The sequence below is a fragment of the Chryseobacterium sp. Leaf404 genome, assembly GCF_001424145.1.
GTDB lineage: Bacteria > Bacteroidota > Bacteroidia > Flavobacteriales > Weeksellaceae > Chryseobacterium.
On sequence record NZ_LMQM01000017.1, the window covers coordinates 38,505 to 62,327 of the forward strand.

21 protein-coding genes are annotated in these 23,823 nt (G+C 36.8%); 4 read left to right on the forward strand and 17 right to left on the reverse strand.

The window, feature by feature from the left end; translation table 11 throughout:
• Nucleotides 1–57: 57 nt before the first annotated feature.
• The 9 genes from rfbC to ASG31_RS17755 form a co-directional block, all read right to left on the reverse strand.
• Entirely contained in the window at nt 58–603 is a 546-nt protein-coding gene (gene rfbC / locus ASG31_RS17715; protein ID WP_056036005.1) for a dTDP-4-dehydrorhamnose 3,5-epimerase, read from the reverse strand.
• A 9-nt stretch (nt 604–612) separates the two neighbouring features.
• Complete coding sequence (locus ASG31_RS17720) at nt 613–1,557, reverse strand: sugar transferase (protein ID WP_056036009.1); 945 nt, start codon at nt 1,555–1,557, stop codon at nt 613–615.
• The gene (locus ASG31_RS17725) at nt 1,554–2,615 is read right to left on the reverse strand and encodes a glycosyltransferase (protein ID WP_056036012.1); all 1,062 of its coding nucleotides are present in this window, start codon (nt 2,613–2,615) and stop codon (nt 1,554–1,556) included. The genes ASG31_RS17720 and ASG31_RS17725 overlap by 4 nt, the downstream gene beginning before the upstream one ends.
• On the reverse strand, nt 2,612–3,733 hold the full coding sequence (locus ASG31_RS17730; RefSeq protein ID WP_056036015.1) for a right-handed parallel beta-helix repeat-containing protein: 1,122 nt from the start codon (nt 3,731–3,733) through the stop codon (nt 2,612–2,614). Before ASG31_RS17730 ends, ASG31_RS17725 begins: the two co-directional genes overlap by 4 nt.
• A complete protein-coding gene (locus tag ASG31_RS17735; RefSeq protein ID WP_056036018.1) occupies nt 3,723–4,547 on the reverse strand; it encodes a glycosyltransferase family 2 protein in 825 nt (274 codons plus the stop codon). Before ASG31_RS17735 ends, ASG31_RS17730 begins: the two co-directional genes overlap by 11 nt.
• Nucleotides 4,547–5,659 (reverse strand): EpsG family protein, encoded by a 1,113-nt coding sequence (locus ASG31_RS17740; protein ID WP_056036020.1) that lies wholly within the window; start codon nt 5,657–5,659, stop codon nt 4,547–4,549. Before ASG31_RS17740 ends, ASG31_RS17735 begins: the two co-directional genes overlap by 1 nt.
• The gene (locus ASG31_RS17745) at nt 5,659–8,034 is read right to left on the reverse strand and encodes a GumC family protein (protein ID WP_056036023.1); all 2,376 of its coding nucleotides are present in this window, start codon (nt 8,032–8,034) and stop codon (nt 5,659–5,661) included. The genes ASG31_RS17740 and ASG31_RS17745 overlap by 1 nt, the downstream gene beginning before the upstream one ends.
• A 229-nt stretch (nt 8,035–8,263) precedes the next feature.
• The gene (locus ASG31_RS17750; RefSeq protein WP_056036025.1) at nt 8,264–9,514 is read right to left on the reverse strand and encodes an O-antigen translocase; all 1,251 of its coding nucleotides are present in this window, start codon (nt 9,512–9,514) and stop codon (nt 8,264–8,266) included.
• Nucleotides 9,511–10,071, reverse strand: coding sequence for a sugar transferase (locus ASG31_RS17755; RefSeq protein WP_056036218.1), 561 nt, complete (start codon nt 10,069–10,071; stop codon nt 9,511–9,513). The genes ASG31_RS17750 and ASG31_RS17755 overlap by 4 nt, the downstream gene beginning before the upstream one ends.
• A 357-nt stretch (nt 10,072–10,428) precedes the next feature.
• Between ASG31_RS17755 and ASG31_RS17760 the strand changes: the two genes are divergently transcribed.
• The gene (locus ASG31_RS17760; protein ID WP_056036027.1) at nt 10,429–11,274 is read left to right on the forward strand and encodes a prephenate dehydrogenase; all 846 of its coding nucleotides are present in this window, start codon (nt 10,429–10,431) and stop codon (nt 11,272–11,274) included.
• 104 nt (nt 11,275–11,378) lie between these two features.
• On the opposite strand, the gene ASG31_RS17765 is transcribed toward ASG31_RS17760, so the two are convergent.
• The 7 genes from ASG31_RS17765 to ASG31_RS17795 all read right to left on the reverse strand — a co-directional run bounded on the left by ASG31_RS17765 (nt 11,379) and on the right by ASG31_RS17795 (nt 18,395).
• Nucleotides 11,379–12,797: an L-serine ammonia-lyase gene (locus tag ASG31_RS17765; RefSeq protein ID WP_056036031.1), complete on the reverse strand. Its 1,419-nt coding sequence runs from the start codon at nt 12,795–12,797 to the stop codon at nt 11,379–11,381.
• A gap of 246 nt (nt 12,798–13,043) precedes the next feature.
• Nucleotides 13,044–14,390 carry an ammonium transporter gene (locus tag ASG31_RS17770; protein ID WP_056036033.1) on the reverse strand — a complete coding sequence of 449 codons (1,347 nt, stop codon included), beginning with the start codon at nt 14,388–14,390 and terminating at the stop codon, nt 13,044–13,046.
• A 94-nt stretch (nt 14,391–14,484) separates the two neighbouring features.
• Nucleotides 14,485–15,126, reverse strand: coding sequence for an alpha/beta hydrolase (locus ASG31_RS17775; RefSeq protein WP_056036036.1), 642 nt, complete (start codon nt 15,124–15,126; stop codon nt 14,485–14,487).
• 141 nt (nt 15,127–15,267) lie between these two features.
• A complete protein-coding gene (locus ASG31_RS17780; RefSeq protein ID WP_056036039.1) occupies nt 15,268–15,879 on the reverse strand; it encodes a YceI family protein in 612 nt (203 codons plus the stop codon).
• Nucleotides 15,880–15,958: 79 nt separating this feature from the next.
• Nucleotides 15,959–16,525, reverse strand: a complete 567-nt coding sequence (locus ASG31_RS17785; protein WP_056036042.1) for a YceI family protein — start codon at nt 16,523–16,525, stop codon at nt 15,959–15,961.
• A gap of 143 nt (nt 16,526–16,668) precedes the next feature.
• A complete protein-coding gene (locus tag ASG31_RS17790) occupies nt 16,669–17,718 on the reverse strand; it encodes a glucokinase (protein ID WP_056036045.1) in 1,050 nt (349 codons plus the stop codon).
• A 113-nt stretch (nt 17,719–17,831) separates the two neighbouring features.
• The gene (locus ASG31_RS17795; RefSeq protein WP_056036048.1) at nt 17,832–18,395 is read right to left on the reverse strand and encodes a hypothetical protein; all 564 of its coding nucleotides are present in this window, start codon (nt 18,393–18,395) and stop codon (nt 17,832–17,834) included.
• A gap of 242 nt (nt 18,396–18,637) precedes the next feature.
• Between ASG31_RS17795 and ASG31_RS17800 the strand changes: the two genes are divergently transcribed.
• The 3 genes from ASG31_RS17800 (at nt 18,638) to ASG31_RS17810 (ending at nt 22,730) form a co-directional block, all read left to right on the forward strand.
• Nucleotides 18,638–20,014 (forward strand): DUF1800 family protein, encoded by a 1,377-nt coding sequence (locus ASG31_RS17800; RefSeq protein WP_056036051.1) that lies wholly within the window; start codon nt 18,638–18,640, stop codon nt 20,012–20,014.
• 85 nt (nt 20,015–20,099) lie between these two features.
• Nucleotides 20,100–21,290, forward strand: a complete 1,191-nt coding sequence (locus tag ASG31_RS17805; RefSeq protein WP_056036054.1) for a DUF1501 domain-containing protein — start codon at nt 20,100–20,102, stop codon at nt 21,288–21,290.
• A 297-nt stretch (nt 21,291–21,587) separates the two neighbouring features.
• Complete coding sequence (locus tag ASG31_RS17810) at nt 21,588–22,730, forward strand: DEAD/DEAH box helicase (RefSeq protein ID WP_056036057.1); 1,143 nt, start codon at nt 21,588–21,590, stop codon at nt 22,728–22,730.
• A gap of 3 nt (nt 22,731–22,733) precedes the next feature.
• On the opposite strand, the gene ASG31_RS17815 is transcribed toward ASG31_RS17810, so the two are convergent.
• Nucleotides 22,734–23,753 (reverse strand): helix-turn-helix transcriptional regulator, encoded by a 1,020-nt coding sequence (locus tag ASG31_RS17815; RefSeq protein ID WP_056036060.1) that lies wholly within the window; start codon nt 23,751–23,753, stop codon nt 22,734–22,736.
• Nucleotides 23,754–23,823: the final 70 nt, after the last annotated feature.

Sequence of the window (23,823 nt, forward strand, 5' to 3'; positions counted from 1 at the left end):
CATAAAAAGAAAACCACCTTAAAAAGATGGTTTTGAGTATTTTATTACAAAATAAATCTAATAATTTTTTTCGCCAAATAACGGTGCAGTTTTATCTTTATCAGAAAGTACAGCTTCAGCGGGAGAAATTTTCCAGTCGATATTCAATTCGGGATCATCAAATTTTACGGCTCCTTCAGATTCTTTATTGTAAAAATTATCACATTTGTATGAGAAAACTGCTGTTTCGCTCAGAACAGAAAAACCGTGCCCAAAACCTCTCGGAACGTACAACTGCAGTTTATTTTCCGCTGTAAGTTCAATCCCAAACCATTTTCCAAACGTTGGAGAGTCTTCTCTTAAATCTACTGCCACATCCCAAACTTTACCTTCAAGACACGAAACTAACTTTGCCTGTGCATACTCCCCTTTCTGCAGGTGCAGACCCCGCAAAACACCATAACAAGATTTTGAAATATTGTCCTGCACAAAATGGCCGTTCATCCCGGTAAGTTCTTCGAATTTTGTTTCGTTGTATTTTTCAAAAAAATAACCGCGGTCATCTTCAAATACTGTTGGTTCGATAATGTAGCAATCCTTAAGTGGAGTTTCTTTTATTTTCATTGCGCAAATTTAGTGGCTGTTTAAACTGAATACAACCTTTATTGTTTTAAAAAAGATTAAAAAATCAAGTTTCAGATTATAATTTTTTATGTAGTAGAGATCATACTCCAGTTTTTTAAGATTTTCCCGTGGGGTGGCTTTTGGCAGATGTACTTGTGCCCATCCGCTTATTCCAGGTTTTATGAGGTGTCTCAAATCAAAATAGGCATTGTTTTTTATAGATTCTGCTACAAATTTTGTTCTTTCAGGTCTTGGCCCTATGAGGCTCATAGAACCGTTGAGCACATTAAAAAGCTGCGGAAGCTCGTCGATTTTTGTTTTTCTGAGGAATTTTCCCACTTTCAGAAGACGGTGATCATTTTTGGTAGTGAATGTACCGTCATGAACTTTGGTCATTGTTCTCAGTTTAAAAATCTTAAACGGAACAGAATTTTTACCTACCCGAACCTGTGAAAAGAATACATTTCCCGGTGAAGTTGAAAATATAAGCAGGGCACCAAAGGCGATAAGTGGAAGCGTTACAGGAAGTAAAAGGAGACTTACAATGATATCAAAAACACGTTTGAAAAAGATATCTTCTTCATCCAAACCTATGGTGAATACATTATCTGCGAGATATTCGTTTGTAGAGAATTTAACTAAAGGAATTCTTTTGCTTACTACTTCATAAAAATTTTGTGCATCGTATATTTTCACTCCTTTTATTCTGGATTCAATGATTTCATTGGTCACCTTTTCGGAGATATGATTAACGTTGGTGGTATCAATAATCACATTTTTTATTTTTAGTTTAACGATGTAATCTGAAATGCTTCTCGTTTCTGTTTCAGTATCAAAAAAAATCACCTTATTATCCTTCAGAAAGTCTGTTTCTTTCAAGATTTTGTAAGAAATATCGCTGACGTTTACAATAAGATATCTTTTAGGAAAGTTGGTTAACTTAGAAACTTTCATTTTTTTGCTATAACAGAATACAATTCTCTATATTTATTATACATTACCTCCAGATGGAAACGGTCTTCATATAACTTTCTTGACTGAACTGCAAATTTGTTATAAATATTTTGATTATTCAGCATAAAAGTAATGGTTTTTTGCATTTTGTGCAAATCATTATTGTCTACAAGTGCACCATTGCCATCAATCAGTTCAGAAATTCCGCCTACGTCTGAGGCAATCACAGGTTTTGAAAGGCACAAAGCCTCGATGAGAGACATCGGAAGTCCCTCATAATTAGAAAACAACACCGCAATATCTGCATTTCTATAATATCTGAAAGCATCTTTTTTCTCACCTAAAAGAATTACATTCCCGGGAATATTTTTTTCCTCTGTCTTATTTCCAATCCACACAAAAAGTATATTCTGGCCTGCCATATTCTTAGCCAAACTGCAAAAAACATCAAACCTTTTGGGTGGTGCAAGTCTTGAAATACTTAAGACAATTTTTGTATTTTCATTTTGCCTCAAATCTGAAAACAAATCTTCTTCAGAATTGAAATCTTGCTGAGCAAAATCTTTGATTCCGTTCTGAATAACCTGTACATTTTCTGTAATACCCTCTTTTTTGAGGTTTTCCACATCATATCTGCTCACGCCAACAATGGCTCTACATCTCGACTTCAGTAACTTTTCCAGAGGAAGAAACTTTCGGTACCGAAGTCTCACAGAATCGAAACCGTGAATGGTATAAATAATTTTTGAAGCAGGAAAAATGAGCCGTCCTAAAATCCCGATTTTCGATGAATGAAGATGAATTACATCTGGTATAAACTTTTTGTAAATCGAATAAAGTTCCTTTAAAACAATGAAATCGGCTAAACCTAAGGAATGTTTTAAACTTTTAATTTTAATTTGATAAACTTTCTCATTAAGCACGTCCCACATTTCGCCATTTTCGGAAGACGCTACAAAAACCTCATCGCCATCCTGCACAGATCTCTCGGCGAGGTTGATGACTACTGACTGTGCACCGCCCAGTTCGGCTAAAGTGATGACGTGGAGGATCTTCATTCAGAAATTAATTTGACATTTTGCAGACTTTTTATCTTGTTTTCAAAATCGTTTTTCTGTTTTGAATCTTCAATTAAAATTCCAGAAAATTCTATGTGAATACTGTGTTTATTCGTTGTAAACCAGTACGGCGTCTGATTTTCCTGCCATTTTGCATTCTTAATTCTGATCGTGCCGTGAGCGTCATGAGGTAGACCGTCGGTATTGAGTGAGGTAAGTAAACCGTGCTTTGAACCTTCATCTGTATGGTTTTCTATCAGGATATCAACAGTTTTGTAATCTGAGGCCTGCTGTCTGTTAAATTCATTCAGATTAATGGCAATACCGGAAACCTGATTGTGGAAGGTATAAATATTTTTCAATGAGATATTATTGAGTACATCTTTTTCCCAGCTCGGTTCAATATCGACTCCACACTGTGGATCGTGCCCGTATGTATTTGAAATGAGAATATTTTTCAAGACAACATTTTTTGCTGAAGTTACAGAAATCCCGTTTCGCCTTGCCTTGTTAATCCAACCACTTTCTACAACTACATTTTCAGAAAAACCACCATCTTCCGAACCTATAAAAATCCCGTCACCAAATGTATCTGAAATCTTGCTGTTGATAATCTTTACATTTTTTGAATTAAGAACACATATTCCGGCAGACCATTGCCCTGTCTGAGTTTTAGTTTTAGAATATCTGTTTCCTGTGATTACTGCGTTTATAATCTCTACATTTTGAGCATTATAAATTTTCAATACATCAGAAAATCTTCCATCTGCAAATCCCACCGACTGTATAACAGAATTATTTCTGAAAATAATTTTTTTATCTGATCCTATTTTTAAACCTTTAGAATTGATCAAAATTTTAAAATCAGGAAGTACAATTACTCTGTTGGCATCAATAATTTTCTGAATAAAAGCTGTATGATCTTTTAAATTTCTGAATTTCTTATCAGCAGGAAAAAGGTTTTTAGTATTGCTGATATTTGGATCTGATTTTTTTAAATATTTACCTACCAGCGAAGCAGGAACATTTTTTACAGCAAAAACCTGAGCATTTATTGGTAGACTAAACAGGATTAATCCTGTAAAGAAAATGAGTTTTTGAGCACGTTTATTCATCATCGCCTATAAATTTGGTGAAATGTTGTTTTTCGATTTTCACCTTGTTTCTGTTGGAAATTAAGATGTGTTCTTTTCCGAAAAGGTAAGAGATGAGAAATACAAAGCTAATGGCGATATAGCGAAAGCAGAATTTGAGATATTCAGCAGAAGTATAATTCTTTTTCAGCAGATAAAATATGCCCGGAAATCCCTGAAAATACTTTACATAATATTTGTCTCCTATTTCTCTGTAAAACAGCAGCGGCTCGCCCATGGTTCTGAAGACACAGTGACCGCTGGTACGCATCCAGAGATCAGAATCATCTACTCTCACTGCATTTTTATCGTAAGGATAAGCCCTGAACCACGATGTTTTTGCCATAACTGTAGGATGCATGACAGGAAAATTTTCACCTAAAAAACCGTCTGATTTGTCGAATCTCTTTCCTACTACGCAGTCATCTTCATCTATGGAATACAGATTGGTACTGAGAACATCAATCTCCGGATGTGCTGCAAATACATTAATTTGTTTTTCAAGTCTTTTAGGATGCATGATATCATCATTATCCATTCTGGCAAGATATTCTGTGGTGACGTCCTGAGCAATTCTGTTGAGACGTGTTGCCAAACCAAGGTTCTGGCCGTCTGCAAAAATTTTAACTCTTGGATCGGCGGTATATTTTTCAGCAATTTTTATTGAAGAATCCTTAGATCCATCGTCTACAATCCACAATTCGAAATCCTGGAAGGTCTGGGAAAGCACAGAAACAATGGCTTGCTCAAGATATTTTTCTGCATTATAAACGGGGATTGCAACGGTTACCTTTGCCATTATTTTGAACTGTAATACATTGAAAAAGTAACAAATATAACAAATAGAAACCCGAGTGTCCCCATACTGTATCTGGCCGTTCTGTTGATACTGAAAAGTGGCGCCAGTAAAAACGGAATGGTTATCCAGGACATCATTCCCCACCGGTCTGAAAACGGAATCTGAAACATCAGAAAAAACACGGCGCTCATCACCATATAATATTTCAGGAGAATCTCATAACTTTCATCCTCATATTTAAGGATTCTGGAATTTATAAAGGTAAAAATACCTAAAAATAACGTGTTAAAAATCGCGAACTGGGTTTTAAAACCCACTTCGTATCCCAGACCGTTTTCGTTATTGATATAGAAATCTGCCCGCTGGCTGTCTACCAAAAAAAAATAACTTAATAAAGAACCGAATGATAAAATGCTTCCGCCAACCGCAGAAATTATTAATACAAGAAAATATAAGGCATAAAAATATACGGTTTTGAGCTTTTTTAAAAGAATGACAAGACCAAAAATCAACAGAACCATTACAGTGGTAATATGAAATCCTACGGCAAAAACCATTGAAATAATCCACAGTTTATAATGAGAAGGATTCTTGAAATAGAGACTTACTGCCAAAAGGAAAAATGCCAGCGAAACCCCTTGCCTTACAATGTTGATACCCAATTGCTCAAAAAAATAAAAGCTCACAAAGCTGAAAGAAACCAGAAAAATATTGAGATCTATTCTCCTGGAAAAAATCAGAACCGAAGAAAAAATCAACCCGTTAAACAAAAGACTGAGTACCAGCAGAAAGATATGGTAATTGTCTGTAAACTGGCTGACGAGCGCAATCAGAAAATCAAACATAAACTGAAAACCGAAATCTATCCTGTCGTGAAACTCAAACTGAACCCTTACAATATCTGTATCTGCACCCACATCCAGATCCCGGAGACCGAAAAGGAATGCAGTTGCTGAAAAAAGAGCAAGTGCCAAAGCAGCAGAAATTGAATTGTAATGCTTTTTTTTGATATCAACATACATGGAGAAAATAATCGCCACAACAGCAAAAATCAGGTAAATGACGTAAAATTTCAGTTTAAATTCCTCCATCAGATTTAATGATAAAATCATTACGATTGTCTGAACCAAGATTTTATTTTTCCGAAAAAACCTTCATCCACATCCTGATTATATCCGTAACCTTTCTGATTTCCATATCCGAAATTCTGGGCTTTTACATCATTCAGGACTATATTTACTTTGTTGAGTTTCTTCCCTGCGGCGGTATGGTCAGCATATTCGATATAGCTTTTTTCGGTTTTTTCTGAACGCATGATGTACAGTGTCATATCTGCAAGTTTTGCAATAACATAAGTATCTGTAACCGGCATCAATGGGGCAGAATCAATAATAATATAATCGTACAATTCTTTTGCTTTTTCAAGCAAAACTTTATAACGGCCGTTGTCTAAAAGTTCAACAGGGTTTGGCGGAATAATCCCGGAATAAATAAAATCACAGTGTTCATTCATCTGGCTTGGATGAATAATCTCCCGAAGATCAGAGACAGTTCCGTAAAGAAACTCTGTAAGACCTTTAGCCGATTTCATTTCCGGTCTGTACCTCTGCAGCTGCGGATTTCTGATATCTGAACCAATCAGTAAAACTTTTCTTTCTTTTTTAGCTAAACTTAAAGCCAAATTCATGGAAACCAAAGTTTTTCCTTCCCCTTTTACACTTGAAGTAATTAATAACACATGATTTTTCTGGTCTAAAGGCAACTGAAGATTGATATTGGTAGCTAAAATTCTGAAAGACTCAGCCAAAGCAGAAACATCATTCTGCTGAATAAGATTATTCTTCTGAGATTTAAGATGCGGAATTTCTGCAACCACAGGAAGTGATGTGTATTTTTCAACACTTTTCTTATCAGAAATCTTTGTATTAAAGAAAAGTCTCAGAAAAATAATTAAAAACGGAATACCGAAACCTAAAAATAAAGCCGCACCCAACGAAATCATTTTTTTGGGTGCAACAGGTTTCTTCTTTTTGTAGGCTACGTCTAAAACTCTTGCTTTATTAGAAGACATTGCAAGCATAATTGCCGTTTCTTCCCGCTTTTTCAGCAAAACAAGGTAAAGTTCTTCTTTAATCTGCTGTTGTCTTTCTATATTTCTGAAAATACGCTCCTGAGCAGGTACTTTCCTCATTCCTGTATTCGATTTGCCTTCCAAAGATGAAATACTGTTGATCATCGACTGAATGCTGGATCTGTTTTTGTCAAGACTCTCTTTGATGGCGGTTCTCTGCTTACGGATTTCGTCGTTCAGCGTTTTCACCATCGGATGTTCTGAGGTCGAATTTTCCAGAAGTCTGTTTCTTTCGGTCACCAGTCTGTTGTAAGAAGCGATGTTGCCAGATGCCTCACCTTCTCCCTCACCACTGAGTTCATTAGTTGGCAGAATTTCACTGAAGCCTTTTTTATTGATGTAACCAGAATACATGTTATTGATTTCCAGCTGTGTATAAAGTTCCAGCTTTCTTTTTTCTGCTTCGGCATTGGTTTGAAGTTCGAGACCCGCCTGTGCGGGAATGTCTACAAGGTCATTGGCTGTTTTAAAATCCTGTTTTTGCTTTTCTACATCACCCAGTTCTCTTGAAATAAGATTCACGCGGTCATCAATAAATTGCTTGGTTTTTTCAGATTCTGTATTTTTTTCATCTATCGCTTCCAGATTGTACTGTACAACCAAAGTATTAAGAAGATCTTTGGCTTTTGCGATATTATTATGATTTACAGAAAGGTCGATTACCGTTGCGTCTTTATTACTCAGTTTTACTTTTACCAGCTCCTGCAGTTCATCTATCAAACTGATTTTATCTGTATAAGTAAAAAATAATTGATTGACATTGAGTTTTTTTACTAAAATGGGATTGAATGTCTCATTTTTCAGAAACATAATATTGGCGAAAGGAAGACTTACCGTTTTATTAAACTGTGTTTTTAAAGGAGATGAAAATTCCTCTGAATTCAGCGTGATTTCATTTCCTTTGATGCTGATATCAATTCTCTTCTTTGGAAGTTCACCGAAAGGTTTTTCATTAATCACCTGAATTTTTATTGGTGATTCTGCTTTGTATAGTTCTACATTGTGAAAATCTCCTTCTACATAAATAGGACAGTGCAAAGGCAATTCGTCTACCAGTTGACTGAGAAGTTTTTTGGAAGCCAAAACTTCCATTTCATTTTCTACCGTATTTGAGTTGAAACCTGTAAGACCAGCCAAACCTTCCATTCCGGGAATTGCGTCTGCCGGATTACCAGATTTTTTTGCATCTTTAATTAAAATTTTGGTAACAACTTCATATACAGGAGCTGTAGTTTTTATATAAAACAAAGCGAGCAAAATCATCAGCAAGATACTGATGGCAAACCAATACCATTTTCTTTTATAAGGTTTTATAATTTCCTGTAGAGAGTCTTCTTTATTAAATTCAGTCTTCAAATTTTTCCCCTTTTATTTTCGGTCAACGAATATAAAGATTTTGGGAGGAATATAAAAACAGATGGCTCATCAAATAATGAATTATTGCAAAAAACACGTTTATTATCAATACTTTAATAAAATATCCGCAAAAGAACAGCGTAAAGATTTTATTTTTGTCTATTCAGATTACGAATATGAAACTTTGAACTGTCAAACTAAATTTAAAATAGGCATCTTACTGAAATATTTATCTGCTGAAAACAGTTTTTCTAAATATTAAAATCATCATGAGAAAACTTAGAAAATAGGTGATAAAAAATGCAATAGAACTACCCTCCAATCCAATTTTACGAATGAGTATTAAACTTAAAATCACGTAAGATGAAGCGAATACGACTTCTGTAATGATGTAAACTTTCGTCATCACCTTAGAAATCATCAGATAAGAAAACACCAAAGAAAGCACTTTGAAAAAATCACCTGCCAGTTGCCAGAAGAAAAGGCTTTCCATAGCTGAGAAATCTTTTGTGTAAAGAATTTCTATGATATAGAATCTTGTAAAATAAATTCCTGTACACATGGCCAAAAATAACGGAGTCAGAAATTTCAATCCATCCAAAATTTCTATTCTAACTTCATTTTTACTATTTAAAGAAGATAATTTTGGCAGAAAATAAGTCCCTAAGGTTATATTAATCATCAGAAGATATCCGTCTGAAATCCTGATCAGTCCCTGCCAAATTCCCGCGCTGTTGAGATCAATTTCTTTGGTGATAAAATTTCTGATGATGATCTGAGCCAACGGCATTGCAGAAGAGCTCACCACTGCCATCACTGTGAAATGACTGAGATTTTTTATCGTTTTAAAATCAGGTTTAAAGACAGAAGTGCTGATGTTTCTGAAAATTCTTTTCCAAACGAGGAGAACGGCCACAAAAAACACTGCAAACTGAGAAATTACCAAAGCATACAAAGCTCCTGAAATATTGTAAAAGTAAATCAATAATACCGTAAGAAGTAAAGTAATCACACTGCTGATTCCGTTGATGACGGTATATTTTTTAATATAGCCCAGCCCGTTCAGGAAGGCCAAAAGTATCGTATTTAAAGAATAAAAAACAATTCCACCTCCCAAAAGGTAAATCACCGAAACATATTCTGTGCTGTGGAAAATACTTCTACTCCAGTGCTCAGCAAAAATTATAAGCCCTAAAAAAACCAGTGCAGAACAAAACAACGATACAAAAACCGAGGTATCATATAAAATTGTTGATTTCCTTCTGTCGTTTTTAAACTCTGCCGTATATTTTACAATTCCTGAAGTAACAGATCCGTTTGCAAGGCTCAGTACAACAGCCATAAAGTTCGTAAGAGACCCAACCAAAGCCACTCCCGCAGGTCCCGAAAAAGAAGAAATCACTTTCGTTGCAACAAATCCTGCAGAAATTTTTACAAATGCCGTGATGCCCGAAAAAACCGTTGTACTCAGAAGTTTCATAAGTATTTTTCGGATTTTAAATTTAAAACAATTCCTAAAACTTTTAGGATAAGCTTCAGATCATTTTTAAAAGAAAGATTTCTGTAATATTCCAGATTCATTTTCACTTTATCGGGAAAAAGAACCTCATCATTGTATTTTAACGGATTCTTCTGCTGGGAAAGAATTTTGTCTTCGTGTCTGTATTTGAATCCTGCTTCACTGATGAGTCCGGGTTTGAGATTTAAAACTTCGCGGTCATCGCCTTCCAATTCATCGTAATATCCTTTGATATCTGGTCTTGGTCCAATGAAAGACATTTCGCCTTTTAAGATATTAAACAGTTGTGGAAGTTCATCAAGCTTGGTTTTCCGCATCCATTTTCCGAAAGAAGATTTCTGATGAGTGGCAGAATGATAAGTTTTAAATTTAAAAACCGTAAACATTTTTCCGAATCTCCCTACCCTTTCCTGAGTGAAAATCCCCGGAAAACCGGTATCTGCAGACGCCAGAATAAAAAGTACGAAAAAAAGCGGAAGAAAAACTACTGTGGCCACGAAAGAGATTCCGTAATCCATCACCGACTTCCAGACCGGATATTTTTTCACAAAGATGTTCTTATCGGGCAAAGATAACAAATTCTGTCATTGCGACGAACTGCCTGTCCCGAGCCTTCGGGAAAGCAATGTGTTTAGACCATTTCGCTATTTTCAACAGATTGCTTCGCTTTGCTCGCAATGACTGTGATATAAGTTTTTAGCAATCAGGTTTTGCTCACTTAAAAAAATTTCAATACTTTAGCTGTATGAAAGTAGCTGCACAAAACTATTATTATCCATCTGAAAAGTTTTTCGGATAAGGATTTTGTGCTTCAAAATAAGTAAGAACCCCGTCCGGAAAGACGGGGTTTTTCGTTTTAAATAAATTTAAGAATAATGAAAATCAGCATTATAGGCGTAGGATTGATTGGAGGATCGATTGCTTTAAAATTAAAACAGAAAAACATTACCGGTTTCATCTGCGGAATCGACAATAATATAGATAATCTTGAAGATGCTTTAAAATTAAACATCATCAACGAAAAAGCAGATTTCAGAACCGGAATTGCATCAGCTGATCTCATCATCATTGCCGTTCCTGTAGATTCAGCAGTGAAACTTTTGCCTAAAGTTCTGGATTTAATTTCAGATCATCAGACGGTAATGGATGTAGGTTCTACCAAATCAGGAATTGTAAAATCAGTAGAAAATCATCCTAATAGAGAGAGATTTGTGGCATTTCACCCGATGTGGGGAACAGAAAATAACGGTCCGAAATCTGCAGTCGCCGAAAGTTTTGCAGGTAAAGCCGGTGTCATCTGCGACGGTGAAAAATCTGCAAAAGATGCTTTGGAACTGATAGAAACCGTCGTCAAAAATCTGGATATGCACATTATTCACATGTCTGCTGAAGATCATGACGTTCATACCGCTTACATTTCTCATATTTCACACATCACCTCTTATGCTTTAGCCAACACGGTTTTAGAAAAGGAAAAAGAAGAAGAAACGATTTTCCAGCTGGCGAGTTCCGGATTTTCGAGCACGGTTCGTCTGGCAAAATCTCATCCCGAAATGTGGGTTCCGATTTTTAAACAAAACAAAGAAAACGTTTTGGATGCTTTGAATGAGCACATTTCTCAGCTCAGAAAATTCAAATCTGCTTTGGAGAAAGACAATTTTGAATTTCTGGAAGAATTGATTGTAAATGCCAATAAAATCAGAGGGATTTTGGATAAGTAATCTTGAGCAGCTATGGTTCTAAAAAGACTCAAAATTTAATCAGTCACAATCTGAAAATACACTCCAAACCTTCAAGGTTTCTGAAACCTTGAAGGTTTTAATGTTTAGCACTCAGGAACATTCACCGCGATTGCCAAACCACCTTCGGAAGTTTCTTTAAACCTGTCATTCATCGACAACGCAGTTTCCCACATTGTCTGAATCACCTGATCTAAACTTACCTTGGCTTTTGCAGGATCACTTTCCAAAGCAATATTCGCCGCAGTGATGGCTTTTATAGCGCCCATCGTATTTCTTTCAATACACGGAATCTGAACCAAACCTTTGATCGGATCGCAGGTTAAACCTAAATGATGTTCCATAGCAATTTCTGCTGCCATCAAAACCTGACCGACACTTCCGCCTAAAATCTCAGTTAAACCAGCTGCTGCCATTGCCGAGGAGACCCCTACTTCTGCCTGACAACCGCCCATTGCTGCTGAAATGGTTGCGTTCTTTTTAAATAATGTTCCGATTTCACCAGCCACCAAAATAAATCTTGCGATATCATCTTCAGTTTTAGCTTCCGTGAAGGCTTGTGCGTACATTAAAACTGCCGGAATCACGCCACTTGCTCCATTTGTAGGTGCAGTGATAATTCTTCCAAAACTTGCATTTTCCTCGTTCACAGCGAGTGCAAAGCAGGAAATCCATTTATTGATATTAGTGAAATTTTCCTCTGCGTCAACGACCTGCTGAAACCACTCATCGATATTTCTGTAGACTTTATCGCCCAAAAGTTTTCGGTTGATTCCGGCTGCACGGCGGGTTACGTTGAGGCCTCCCGGAAGAATTCCCTCCTTGTTGACACCTTTGTAAATACATTCTTTAATGTTTTTCCAGATATTTAAAGCCTCTGAACGGGTTTCTTCCTGACTTCTCCAGCTTTCTTCGTTGATTAAAATTAAATCTGAAATTTTCTTTAAACCTAAATGTTCGCAGTACTTTACAATATCCGAAGACTTGTGACACGGATATAAAGTTCTTACACACTGCTTCTCAATAGAATTTTTCTCCTGACTCATGATGAAACCTCCGCCTACAGAATAAAAATCCTGCATCAGCTCGGTTCCGTCTTCAAAAACTGCCCTGAAGATCATTCCATTCGGATGATAATCAATTGATTTTGAAATATTTAAAACCAAATGATGCCCGTAAATGAAGGGGATTTCTTTTTCACCACCCAGGTTGATGATCTGAGATTCTTTAATATGATTGACGATATCATCAATTTTCGTTGTATCGATGGTTTTAAAATCTTCGCCGTTTAAACCCAGCATTCCGGCAATGTCCGTTCCGTGACCGATTCCTGTTTTGGCTAATGATCCGAAAAATTCAAGAAAAACCTCTTTTACTTCGGCTACCGATCTTTCACGGTTGAGTATTCTAATAAATGCCGATGCAGCATTCCAAGGCCCCATTGTGTGTGAGCTGGAAGGCCCGATCCCGACTTTAATTATTTCAAATACAGATATTGACTCCATACAATTTTTTCAATTTCATGAAAAGCAAATATACATTGAAAAATATTAAAAAATCGACCTTAAAAATGATTAAAAAACAATCCGAATAGTAGTAAATGTCTTACTTAAAAACTTCCGTTGAATTATCCAAGAATTTTCGCAGCCCGACCTGAGTGGAGCTCTTTTTGAGAGGAGGCACGACGAACAAAAAAGCGGGAACGGAGGGCGGAAATAGCTGCCCAAATTATTATACTATGTTTAATTAAATTACCATTTTAAACTTTCGCCGTGCTGGGAAAGATCGAGACCCATTTCTTCTGAATCTTCTTTTACCCGAAGCGAAATGATTATATCCGTAAGTTTGTAAAGTAACAGCGAACCGAAAAATGTGAAGACCGAAACCAGAAGCAGAGCAATCATGTGGTGGGCAAAAACCCCGATTCCACCGTGCAGAAGACTGGCATTTTCGCCATGAGCAAAAATGGCAGTGAGAATCATTCCCATAATTCCGCCGACGCCGTGGCAGGCAAAAACATCGAGTGTATCATCAATTTTCTTTAAAGCTTTCCAGTTGACCATTAAATTTGAAACAATAGCAGAAATAAAACCTATAAAAATACTTTCCTGAATGGATACAAATCCGCAACCCGGCGTGATGGCCACTAAACCTACAACCGCACCAATACAAGCTCCCAAAGCAGATACCGGACGGCAGTTTAACCGGTCAAAAAAGATATACGTCATCATCGCTGATGCAGAAGCAATCGTTGTAGTCCCGAATGCGACTGCTGCTGTTGCATTGGCTGACAGAGCCGACCCGGCATTAAAACCAAACCATCCGAACCAAAGCATTCCTGTTCCTAAAATAACATAAGGAATATTGGAGGGTTCATGATGAGGATTTTTACGGTTGCCCAAAACCAAAGCTCCGGCCAATGCTGCAAAACCAGCGCTCATGTGAACAACCGTTCCGCCTGCAAAATCTTTTACTCCGAAAAATTTATTTAAAAGTCCGTCCGGATGCCAAACCATGTGACACAGCGGAGTGTAAATGAGAAGACTGAAGAGAATCATAAAAAGCAGATAGGAAATAAAACGAACCCTTTCTGCAAATGAGCCGGTAATCAAGGCAGGAGTAATCACTGCAAATTTCATTTGAAAAAGCGCAAAAAGAACAAACGGGATCGTGGAAGCCATATCTTTATGAGGATAAAGACTTACATTATTGAAAAACATATAGGTAAAGGGATTTCCTATAATTCCGTAATGCTCACCATTGATCTCAAAACCGATGGATTCGCCAAATGACAGCGAAAAGCCAACAACAATCCACAAAATTGAGATGACTCCCAGAGAAATAAAACTCTGTAACATTGTGGAGATCACATTTTTTTTACCAACCATCCCGCCGTAGAAAAATGAAAGACCTGGTGTCATTAACAGAACCAGACCTGCGGCAGCGAGAATCCATGCAACATCGGAACCGACGACAGCAGATTCACTTAAAAAATCTCCGGTATTGGGAGCAGTAAAATCTGGGCGCCAGAAAAGTCCACCGATGGAAACAAGTGTAATAATTGTAAAGGAAATAATCCATTTTAAGCCAACTTTCATATAAATTTTAATTTAACCCCTACAAAAATAGAGATAATTTAATTAAAATATAAATTATTTTCAGTAATACCCCTTAAAAAAACCGATTTTAAATCTAAATAAATATTTTTTTTAATAATTGAGAAACTTCTTTATGCTTTGTTGCAGGAAAGAGATGGGTTCCTCCTTTGATGATATAATCAGGTTTGGAATTTTTAAAGGGAAAAACAATATCACGGTCACCCATTATCTGAATTACATTGTCTTTCTGCTCAAATTTCCATTCTGCAATGCGCTGAACGGACCATTTAAGATAATACGGATCTGTAAATCTGAAATATTGATTAATTTTAGGATTTTTAGGATCAAAAAACTTTCTGAAGACTGCGTATGTTTCCAGGGTTTTAATATTGAAAAGACCTACAGGAAGAAACTGAGGAATTCTGGTGTATTGCCCTATTTTTATAAGTCTGGACTTTTCTTTATCAGATTTTATACTTCCCAGAATCACCGTTTTTACCGCAGGTTTAAGCCGGTTGATTTCCTGCACCATAATTCCGCCAAAAGAATATCCCAAAAGATAAAATGGCTCAGAATCATCTACTTTTTCGGCCATTCTTTTTACATAGTTGGCAAATTTTTCATCACGTACAGGCACAATCCAGTCTATTGCAATTACTTGATGCTGTTCCGGAAAAACAAGGCGTTCCAGAACTTTATAATCTGCACCGAGACCGCTGATGACGTAGATTTTCATGTGAAATTTATCTTTGGTAAAATTTATAGAGTGGTCAGAATAATAGTTTTAATTCCAACGGACTCAGTTTGTTCAGCTAAAATAAAAAAAGGACCGCTCATGTGAAAGCAGTCCTTTTTAATTTATAAGAAATTTAACCTTTTATCTTGGTCTTTCATTATCAACCTTAACCGTTGAAACTTTAAACTGGATTTCCATTTCGTCTCTGATGAAGTAATCCTTTAAAGACGTCTGATAGAAGATTTTAAAATCTTTTCTGTTTAAAGCAAATTTTGAAGATTCAATCTCTACCGTAAACTGAGTAACATGCGCATTGGCAGGGAAAGAGATAGTCTTTCTGATTCCTTTGATGGTAATATCGCCCACGATAGTAGAATTGAACTCTGCATTGGCAAGAGGAATAATTTTTTTCAAATGAAATTTCGCAGTAGGGAATTTTTTCACTTCAAAAAAGTTGGTCCCTTTCAGCTCATTAGTCAGTTTCACCTGATCAGCGCCAGAAAGATCTGCTACCACAAGACTTCTCATGTCTATCACAAACTCACCGTCTACCAAAACTGTTTTATCAAAATTAAACTTTCCGCTTTTCAGTTTTAAGCTTCCGTAATGAGTGGTTGGTACAGTTTTCACTACTTTGCTTCCCCACCATAAGATCTCAGATGTTACAACCTTAGAAATTTTATCTCCTTTTTTCTGAGCAAAAACAAACGACATGCCCGCACACATCATAGCAAACAATAATAATCTTTTCATTCTTTTTTATTTACAATTCAACAAAAATAAAAAAAAGTGCAGAACTTCTGCACTTTTCTCAATATTTTTTTAGATTAAATTACTTCGCACTAATTTTTACTGTCATATCAATTTCGTCATTGATCACAGAATCTTTCATTCCCGACTGATATGCGATATCAAATTTCTGTCTGTCGAAAGAAAATTTATTTGACTCAAGAGTTACTACACCCTTTGTATTGGTAATTTTTGCAGGAAAACTGATGGCGTTTGTTTTTCCTTTCACCGTAAGATTTCCGCCAACCAGAGCGTTATATGTTGCGTCATTATTTTTCTTTACGGACGTAATTTTAAAAGAAGCCGTAGGAAATTTTTCCACTTCAAAGAAATCTCCGTTTTTGAGGTGACCGTTTAGTTTAGTCTGCCCTTCGCCTGCAAGATCTGTAGCATTGATAGAAGTCATATCCAAAACGAAGTTTCCACCTACAACCTGGTTTCCCTTCATTACGACATCTCCTGATTTCACTTTAACTGTACCGTCATGTGAGCTGGATTTAGATTTTACAACTTTATATCCCCACCAGTGCACATCTGAAGAGACCACTTTTTTAGACTGTCCGAATGCAAGACCACTTGCCAATACTGCAACGAAAAATATTTTTTTCATGTTTAATTTTAAATGAATTATTTAACGCTGCAAATGTAGAAAAGCGGTTTCATATATTCTCTTATCATAAGGTAAGATATTACTGAAACAGTGTATGAGTGTTGTCATAAAAAAACTCCGGCCTGATGCCAGAGTCTGTATTTTTAATCCTGATGATAAGCGGTATAAAGTGCAACACCATTGATGCTGGTACTTGTGGATTTCACGAGATAAATCGGGATATTCTGAAGCATGGCTTCCATTTTATCACTGATTTTAAATTTCTCATAGAATTTATCCTTATCCATATAACTGCTTAATATCTGCGGAATATCTCCCGCCAGAATCAAACCTCCGGTAGCTTTTAATTTTAACGTTAAACTGTTGGCTTCACGCGCCAAGAACTCAAGGAAAGTATCGATTGCAATTTTGCAGATCATGACATTTTCTTCGGTTGCTGCCCTGTAAAGTTCTTCTACAAAATCACCTTCGTTTAATCTTTCAGAAAGCCCTTCCGGTTCCGGATGTCTCTTTACGTCTCTCAAAAATCTGTAGATATTGAATAAACCTGCTTTAGATAAAACATTTTCCCAGCTTACAATTCCGTACAGATTATTTAAAAACTGGTAAAATTCCACCTCAATAGTTGTACGCGGTGAAAATTCTGAGTGACCGCCTTCTGTAGCGAAAGGTCTTAAATATTTCCCGTCAAAGAAGTAACCTGCTTCACCCAAACCATTTCCCGGAGCGATAACGGCAACATTTCCGTTTTCAAGATGACCGCCAAGACGGATATCTTCAAGCTCAGAATCTTCAAGAAGACCGATACCGTAAGCTGCAGCTTCCTGGTCATTCAACATGCAGACCTCTTTGAATCCGAACTCATTTTTAAAATCTTCAGAATCCAGATTCCAGCCCAGCCGGTCTGGATTACTTTTTCCGTTGAGAACAGGACCCGGCACAGAAATCCCGAATCTGTCTACCTCTGTAAGAGAATTTTCAGCAAGAAATGCACTTATAATTGAGTTAAGCGTAGGATAATCTTTAGTAATATATTTTTTCTGAATTTTCACATCAAGGCCATCACGTCCCGAAACATAGTAAGCAACTACCGTTTCATCCTCACGAAGATTGGTTCCCAAAATTGAAAGATTCTCATTTCTGGTATTTTTTACTCCCGGCAAATACAGCGGAAATTTAGGATTCAAGTTCATAATCACAAATTTTAGTAAATATAATAATTGTTTTGGTATTTCAGAAGGGATAAAAGAAAACCTTTTCAAAAATAAGAAAAGGCTTGTCTTTTAAACAGTTATTGATCTGTAAATTATTTCCCTAAAGGAATATTGTATGAAAATCCTGCTCCGATACTTCCAACATTATAATCCTGACCTGCAAGATCACCAGTGCTTCCGGTAAATACTTTCTGATACTGAAGGAAGAAATTCCAGTCTCTGTTGTGATATCCAAGTTCCGGTTTTAAGTAAAAACCTCCGTCTGGTCTTTCAGCAGATACATTCCCCGCAATATTTTTATCACCTACCAAAAATCCGTAACCTAAATCTGCTCCGAAATAGAAACCTGTCTGTTTAGGATATACTCTGAAAAGTGCTGCTACCGGCACCACTCCCACATCGTTATTGTTGTAGCCGTTATTTTCTTTTCCGAAATAGTGTGTATAACCTGTTGCGATACCTAATCCAAATCCAGGAGTAATCAAATTCTGATAAGCCACATCTACGCCCACAGCCATAGAAGTATTATCCTGAGGCACTGCCACTCCTACTGTAGCTCCTACCTTGATCATATTATTCATTGCCTTATCCTGTGCAGATACCAACCCTGCAGTTAAAAATGCTGCTGCGATCAGTGTTTGTTTCAACGTTTTCATAATAATGAATTTTAAATTTTACGGGTGGGAAACTGTAAAAACTGTGCCAAATAATTCTGCGGTATACCGCTTTTATGCTGAAGCAGAGGAATAACGGTGGTTTACAATGATTTAAAATTTAACTAAAAGCTCAGATCACTATCAAACATAATGTAAAATTTAACCTTTGCTAACGGTGGCTTGGTACAGAAGTTACTGCTGATACTGTGTTTTTAATTTTCTGTTATTAAAAATGAATCACTATGGGCGACATTAATTTAATAAACAATAAACATCTTCTGTGGCGTGCAGGTTTCGGGGTGGGACTTTCCCAGATTTCCGAACTTAAAAATATTAAACGTAAAGAACTTTTGAAATCTTTGTTTTCACAAGATCATTCACAGATTATCGGCTACTCTACGCAAGATATTGAACCTCCGGATTATGTTGCTTCAAAAGCTTCCGCAGAGATTCGGAAAGAAATTCAGAAAGTAAATCAACAGCAGAATCAGGAACTGAATCTCAATTTTTTAGACAAAATGGCAAATTCAAAATCCCAGCTGCAGGAAAAGATGACTTTTTTCTGGCATGGGCATTTTGCAACGAGAATCAATAATCCGAAATTTAATCAGCACCTTCTCAATATAATCCGGAAAAATGCATTAGGAAATTTTAAAGATTTACTGACTGAAGTAAGTAAATCTCCTGCAATGCTTAATTTTCTGAACAATCAGCAGAACAAAAAAGATCATCCCAATGAAAATTTTGCCCGCGAAGTGCTGGAACTCTTCACCATGGGAATTGGCAATTACACTGAAAAAGACATCAGGGAAGCAGCACGTGCTTTTACAGGTTGGGGCTATGATAAAGAAGGAAATTTTATTGAAAGAACAAAACAGCACGATGACGGTTCCAAAACATTCCTCGGAAAAACAGGAAATTTTACGGGAGACGGTTTATTAAATATTATTCTGGAGCAAAAAGCCACCGCAAAATTCATTACCACAAAAATATATAGGTTTTTTGTGAACGAAAAAGCAGACGATACAATTATTTCTGGTTTATCCGGAGATTTCTATGAGTCTAATTACGATTTAAAAAAACTGATGACTGCTATCTTCAGCAGCGATTGGTTTTACGATAAAAAAAATATCGGCAACAGAATAAAATCACCTACAGAACTGATGGTGGGAATGATGAGAGTACTTCCAATGACCATTCAGAATCCTGAAAATCTGGTGGTGTATCAGAAACTTTTAGGACAGACCCTTCTCGCGCCGCCTAACGTTGCGGGGTGGCCAAACGGAAAATCATGGATAGACAGTTCAACTTTGATGTTAAGACTGCAGATTCCCCAGATTTGGTCAGGTTTAAGACCTCTGGATGTCTCTCCGCGAGAAGATGACGATGTTGATATGGGTATGAAATCCCGTGAAGCACTAAAAAAATCTTTTAAGAATCCCAATATTACAATAGACTGGCAAAAAGTAGAATCCGCTTTTAGACAGAAAGACTGCCAAGAATATTTGATCGTAAGCTCTGAAAATTTCAGCATGAATTCGGTACAGAGTTTTTCAGACAAAAGCATAAAAATGAATATCATCAACCTGATGTCAACCCCGGAATATCAACTAATGTGAGGGGATGAGAGAAAGAAGATGGAAGATGGAAGATGGAAGTGAAAAACCTCAACCTTAACCTCAGCCTTAACCTAAATCAAAAATCATGATTATAAAAAGAAGAGAATTTCTCAAGATAAGTTCATTGGCAACCGCTTCTTTGATGATGCCTAATTTCCTTAAGGCGATGACGCTTGACGAAGCACTGAATCCGAGCCAAAAAATATTGATTGTTTTACAGTTTGACGGAGGAAATGATGGTTTAAATACAATTATTCCCACCAGAAATGATATTTATTTTAGAGAAAGAGAAAACATTTCCATAAAAAATTCTTTGACATTAAATGACGAAACCGGCATCAACCCTGCCCTTTCGTATTTCAAAGAACTGCATGATAACGGTGAACTTTCAGTTTTAAACAACGTAGGTTATCCCGATCCCAGCAAATCTCATTTCCGAAGCATGGATATCTGGCATTCTGCAAGCAAGAGTGACGAATATCTGGAGACCGGATGGCTGGGAAGATTTCTGGATGAAGAATGTTACAGCTGCGAACATCCAACGCAGGCTCTGGAAGTGGATGATATGTTGAGTTTAGCGCTGAAAGGCGACAACAACAAGGCTTTTGCTTTTAAAGATCCAAAAAAATTATACCAGACCAGCCAGGAAAAGTATTTTAAATCTTTATTTGAACAGCATCATCATCATGAAGATGAAACGGTTTCTTACTTATATCAGACTTTAGGCTCTACGATCAATAATGCCGGTTATATTTTTGAAAAAAGCAAGGCAAAAAAAACAACTCAGGAATATCCAAACTCAAAGCTGGGCAAAGATTTTAAAACAGTGGCTTCATTAATAAAATCTGACATTAACACTCAGGTGTATTACCTTTCCATCGGAAGTTTCGACACCCACGTGAACCAAAATGAAAGACAGGAAAAACTGTTTGGCGAAATTAATGACGCTGTAAAATCTTTCGTTGCAGACATGAAAAGCAACGGCGTTTTTCAGGATATTTTACTGATGACCTTTTCAGAATTCGGGCGTAGAGTTTCTCAAAATGCAAGCAAAGGCACCGACCACGGAACTGCAAACCAGATGTTTTTCATCAGCGGAGGTTTAAAAAAGAAAGGAATTTTAAATCCGCTTCCCGATTTGGAGAATTTGAATGAAGGAGATTTAATTTACACAGAAGATTTCCGAAAAGTGTACGCGACCGTCCTAAAAAACTGGCTGCAGGCTGATTCCTCGAAAGTTTTAGGCTGGAAAAATGGTGTTTACGATTTTATTTGAATGAAAAAAGACTGCGCGCTGCAGTCTTTTAAATTTTAGCTATGTCCCGTAGGAAGTGACTCCTTTGGCTTTGAAGCACTTCTCTGATCTATTTTCTCTGAGACTTTCTTGATGATAAACTCTACCACGATTGGCACCACTAACGCAAGGGCAGCCTTCAAAATTCTGGATTTCATAATGATTTATTTTCAAAATTCAATTACAATTTTTAAGCCATAGCCTGCAAAAGAGGTACGTTTTCACAATAAGAATATTTATGACGCTGCAATAGCTTATCTTTGCTGCAAATATCAATTTATGTCATTCGAATCTTTAGGATTGTCACAAAACATCATCCGTTCAGTAAAAAAACTGGGTTATCTGAAACCATTTCCAATTCAGGAGCAGGCTGTACCAGTGATTTTGCAGGGAAAAGACCTGATGGGAATTGCCCAGACAGGTTCAGGAAAAACGGCTGCTTTTGTAATGCCGATTCTGGAAAAATTACAGAATGAAGATGTTAAGAAAGACCGTAATACTCAGGTTTTGATATTGGTTCCGACCCGTGAGCTTGCTATTCAGATTGATGAAGTTTTCAGGGCTTTTACAGAAAATTTAAAGCGTGAAATCAGAACAATGGCTGTCTACGGCGGGGTTTCCATCAACCCGCAGATGAAAGGAATGTTTGGCGTGGAAGTTCTCATTGCCACTCCGGGACGTTTGCTGGATTTGATTGATCATAAAGCTTTGAGCATTTCAGCCATAAAACATTTGGTCATCGACGAAGCCGACAAAATGTTTCAGCTTGGTTTTGGAGAGGAAATGAATAAACTTTTTGGCATGATGCCTGTGGCAAAACAAACCACTCTGTTCTCAGCAACTTTAAACGATAAAGTTTCTGAAATGAAAGAGCGACTTTCCATCAATCCTACAATTATTGAAATTAAAAAAGAGGAAGTTGAAATTGATAATATTGAGCAACTCGCCTATCACGTTTCTCCTGAAAACAAAGGACCTTTCCTGCGTTATTTGATTAAAGAAAAAAAGGTTGAGAAAGCTCTGATTTTCGTATCATCCACAAGATCAGCCGATAATCTGGTTGAAAAACTAAAGAAAAATAAAATAAAAGCCGTTGCCATTCACAGTCAGAAATCTCAGGGGGCAAGACGGAATAATCTGGAAGAATTTAAAGTCAACGGAGCTCAGATTTTGGTCGCTACAGACTTAATCGGTCGTGGAATTCACATTGATGATTTGCCGTGCGTTATCAATTACGAACTTCCCCGATCTCCTTTAGATTACATTCACAGAATTGGCAGAACCGGACGAGCAGGCGAAAAAGGAACTGCCATTAGCATTCTTACCGATGATGAACTGCAACATTTCAGGGTAATTCAGAAAAAGATGGGCAAAAAAGTGACTTTACAAAGAACCGAAGGCACCGATCTTCACGGATACTAAAAGCTATTCTGCATTTTGATCCGGACTAGAATGGTAGTTTCTATAAGCTTTACCGATGATTTTGGAAATTCTCTGTTTTAATTTTCGGGGTGCCAAAACCGTAAGAAACTCTCCCATTCCAAGGATCATTCTTTCAAGTTCAAAATTGAGCTGCACACATATTTTAAACGTAGTTCCGTTTTCGTCTTCACTCACAATTTCCTGAGAATGGTGAAAAGGCTTGGTTTTCACGTAAGGCGCGTGCTCCGGAGTCACTATAAAAATAACATTCTGACCCCGCTGATTGGGTGAAACCGTTGCTCCAATAATTTCAGAAAAATAACGGTCTGCATCAAGATCAATGTCATGGTACTGAATTGCGTCTTCAACCACAATCTCTTCCATCCTGTCTAGCGCAAGATTCATCAGTTTCTGTTTGTGCCAGCACACCAAAAACCAACGGTTATTATATTCCTTAAGCAACTGCGGATGAACCAGGTAGTAATTAGATTCTCTGGCTTTAAAACTTTTATAACAGATTTTTAAAACCTTTTTATTCAGAATACTTTCGTACAGAATATCTATATGCTCCAGACCTTTCAGATTTTCATTTTTATCTAAATGAATAATCGATTTCTGTTTTGTCGAATGAATAGAATCTTCCAGTTTCTGAATCACTCCATTCATTTCCTTAAACATCGAAAAATCCTTGAACTGCTTTAAAATCTGTATCGCATTATTCATCGTTTTCAAATCATTCTCATTCACTGAAATCTGATGAATGCTGTAATCAGGATCGCTGTACCTGTAATATCTCCTTTCATAAACCTCAATCGGTGCCTCATACCCAAATTTTTCACTCCGCATATTCTGCAAATCCAGTTGCACCGTCCGCTTACTCACAAAAGATTCTTTCCCTTCAAACTCAAACAAAGCTTCAGAACATTCGTCCATCAAATCTTCCAGAGTATATTTTTTATACTTATTCTTCAGACATTTATCTAAAGTTTTGTAACGGATAAGGGCGTTTTTATTGGATGACATAAATTGAGGTTGAGGTTGAGATTGAGGTTAAGGCTAAGGCTGAGGTCAGGTTTGAAAATAGATTTGAATT

Bases quoted from the DNA above. Each gene is read 5' to 3' on its own strand.
- rfbC (WP_056036005.1), bottom strand. From the start codon at position 603: ATGAAAATAAAAGAAACTCCACTTAAGGATTGCTACATTATCGAACCA.
- ASG31_RS17720 (WP_056036009.1), bottom strand. From the start codon at position 1,557: ATGAAAGTTTCTAAGTTAACCAACTTTCCTAAAAGATATCTTATTGTA.
- ASG31_RS17725 (WP_056036012.1), bottom strand. From the start codon at position 2,615: ATGAAGATCCTCCACGTCATCACTTTAGCCGAACTGGGCGGTGCACAG.
- ASG31_RS17730 (WP_056036015.1), bottom strand. From the start codon at position 3,733: ATGATGAATAAACGTGCTCAAAAACTCATTTTCTTTACAGGATTAATC.
- ASG31_RS17735 (WP_056036018.1), bottom strand. From the start codon at position 4,547: ATGGCAAAGGTAACCGTTGCAATCCCCGTTTATAATGCAGAAAAATAT.
- ASG31_RS17740 (WP_056036020.1), bottom strand. From the start codon at position 5,659: ATGATTTTATCATTAAATCTGATGGAGGAATTTAAACTGAAATTTTAC.
- ASG31_RS17750 (WP_056036025.1), bottom strand. From the start codon at position 9,514: ATGAAACTTCTGAGTACAACGGTTTTTTCGGGCATCACGGCATTTGTA.
- ASG31_RS17755 (WP_056036218.1), bottom strand. From the start codon at position 10,071: ATGGATTACGGAATCTCTTTCGTGGCCACAGTAGTTTTTCTTCCGCTT.
- ASG31_RS17760 (WP_056036027.1), top strand. From the start codon at position 10,429: ATGAAAATCAGCATTATAGGCGTAGGATTGATTGGAGGATCGATTGCT.
- ASG31_RS17765 (WP_056036031.1), bottom strand. From the start codon at position 12,797: ATGGAGTCAATATCTGTATTTGAAATAATTAAAGTCGGGATCGGGCCT.
- ASG31_RS17770 (WP_056036033.1), bottom strand. From the start codon at position 14,390: ATGAAAGTTGGCTTAAAATGGATTATTTCCTTTACAATTATTACACTT.
- ASG31_RS17775 (WP_056036036.1), bottom strand. From the start codon at position 15,126: ATGAAAATCTACGTCATCAGCGGTCTCGGTGCAGATTATAAAGTTCTG.
- ASG31_RS17780 (WP_056036039.1), bottom strand. From the start codon at position 15,879: ATGAAAAGATTATTATTGTTTGCTATGATGTGTGCGGGCATGTCGTTT.
- ASG31_RS17785 (WP_056036042.1), bottom strand. From the start codon at position 16,525: ATGAAAAAAATATTTTTCGTTGCAGTATTGGCAAGTGGTCTTGCATTC.
- ASG31_RS17790 (WP_056036045.1), bottom strand. From the start codon at position 17,718: ATGAACTTGAATCCTAAATTTCCGCTGTATTTGCCGGGAGTAAAAAAT.
- ASG31_RS17795 (WP_056036048.1), bottom strand. From the start codon at position 18,395: ATGAAAACGTTGAAACAAACACTGATCGCAGCAGCATTTTTAACTGCA.
- ASG31_RS17800 (WP_056036051.1), top strand. From the start codon at position 18,638: ATGGGCGACATTAATTTAATAAACAATAAACATCTTCTGTGGCGTGCA.
- ASG31_RS17805 (WP_056036054.1), top strand. From the start codon at position 20,100: ATGATTATAAAAAGAAGAGAATTTCTCAAGATAAGTTCATTGGCAACC.
- ASG31_RS17810 (WP_056036057.1), top strand. From the start codon at position 21,588: ATGTCATTCGAATCTTTAGGATTGTCACAAAACATCATCCGTTCAGTA.
- ASG31_RS17815 (WP_056036060.1), bottom strand. From the start codon at position 23,753: ATGTCATCCAATAAAAACGCCCTTATCCGTTACAAAACTTTAGATAAA.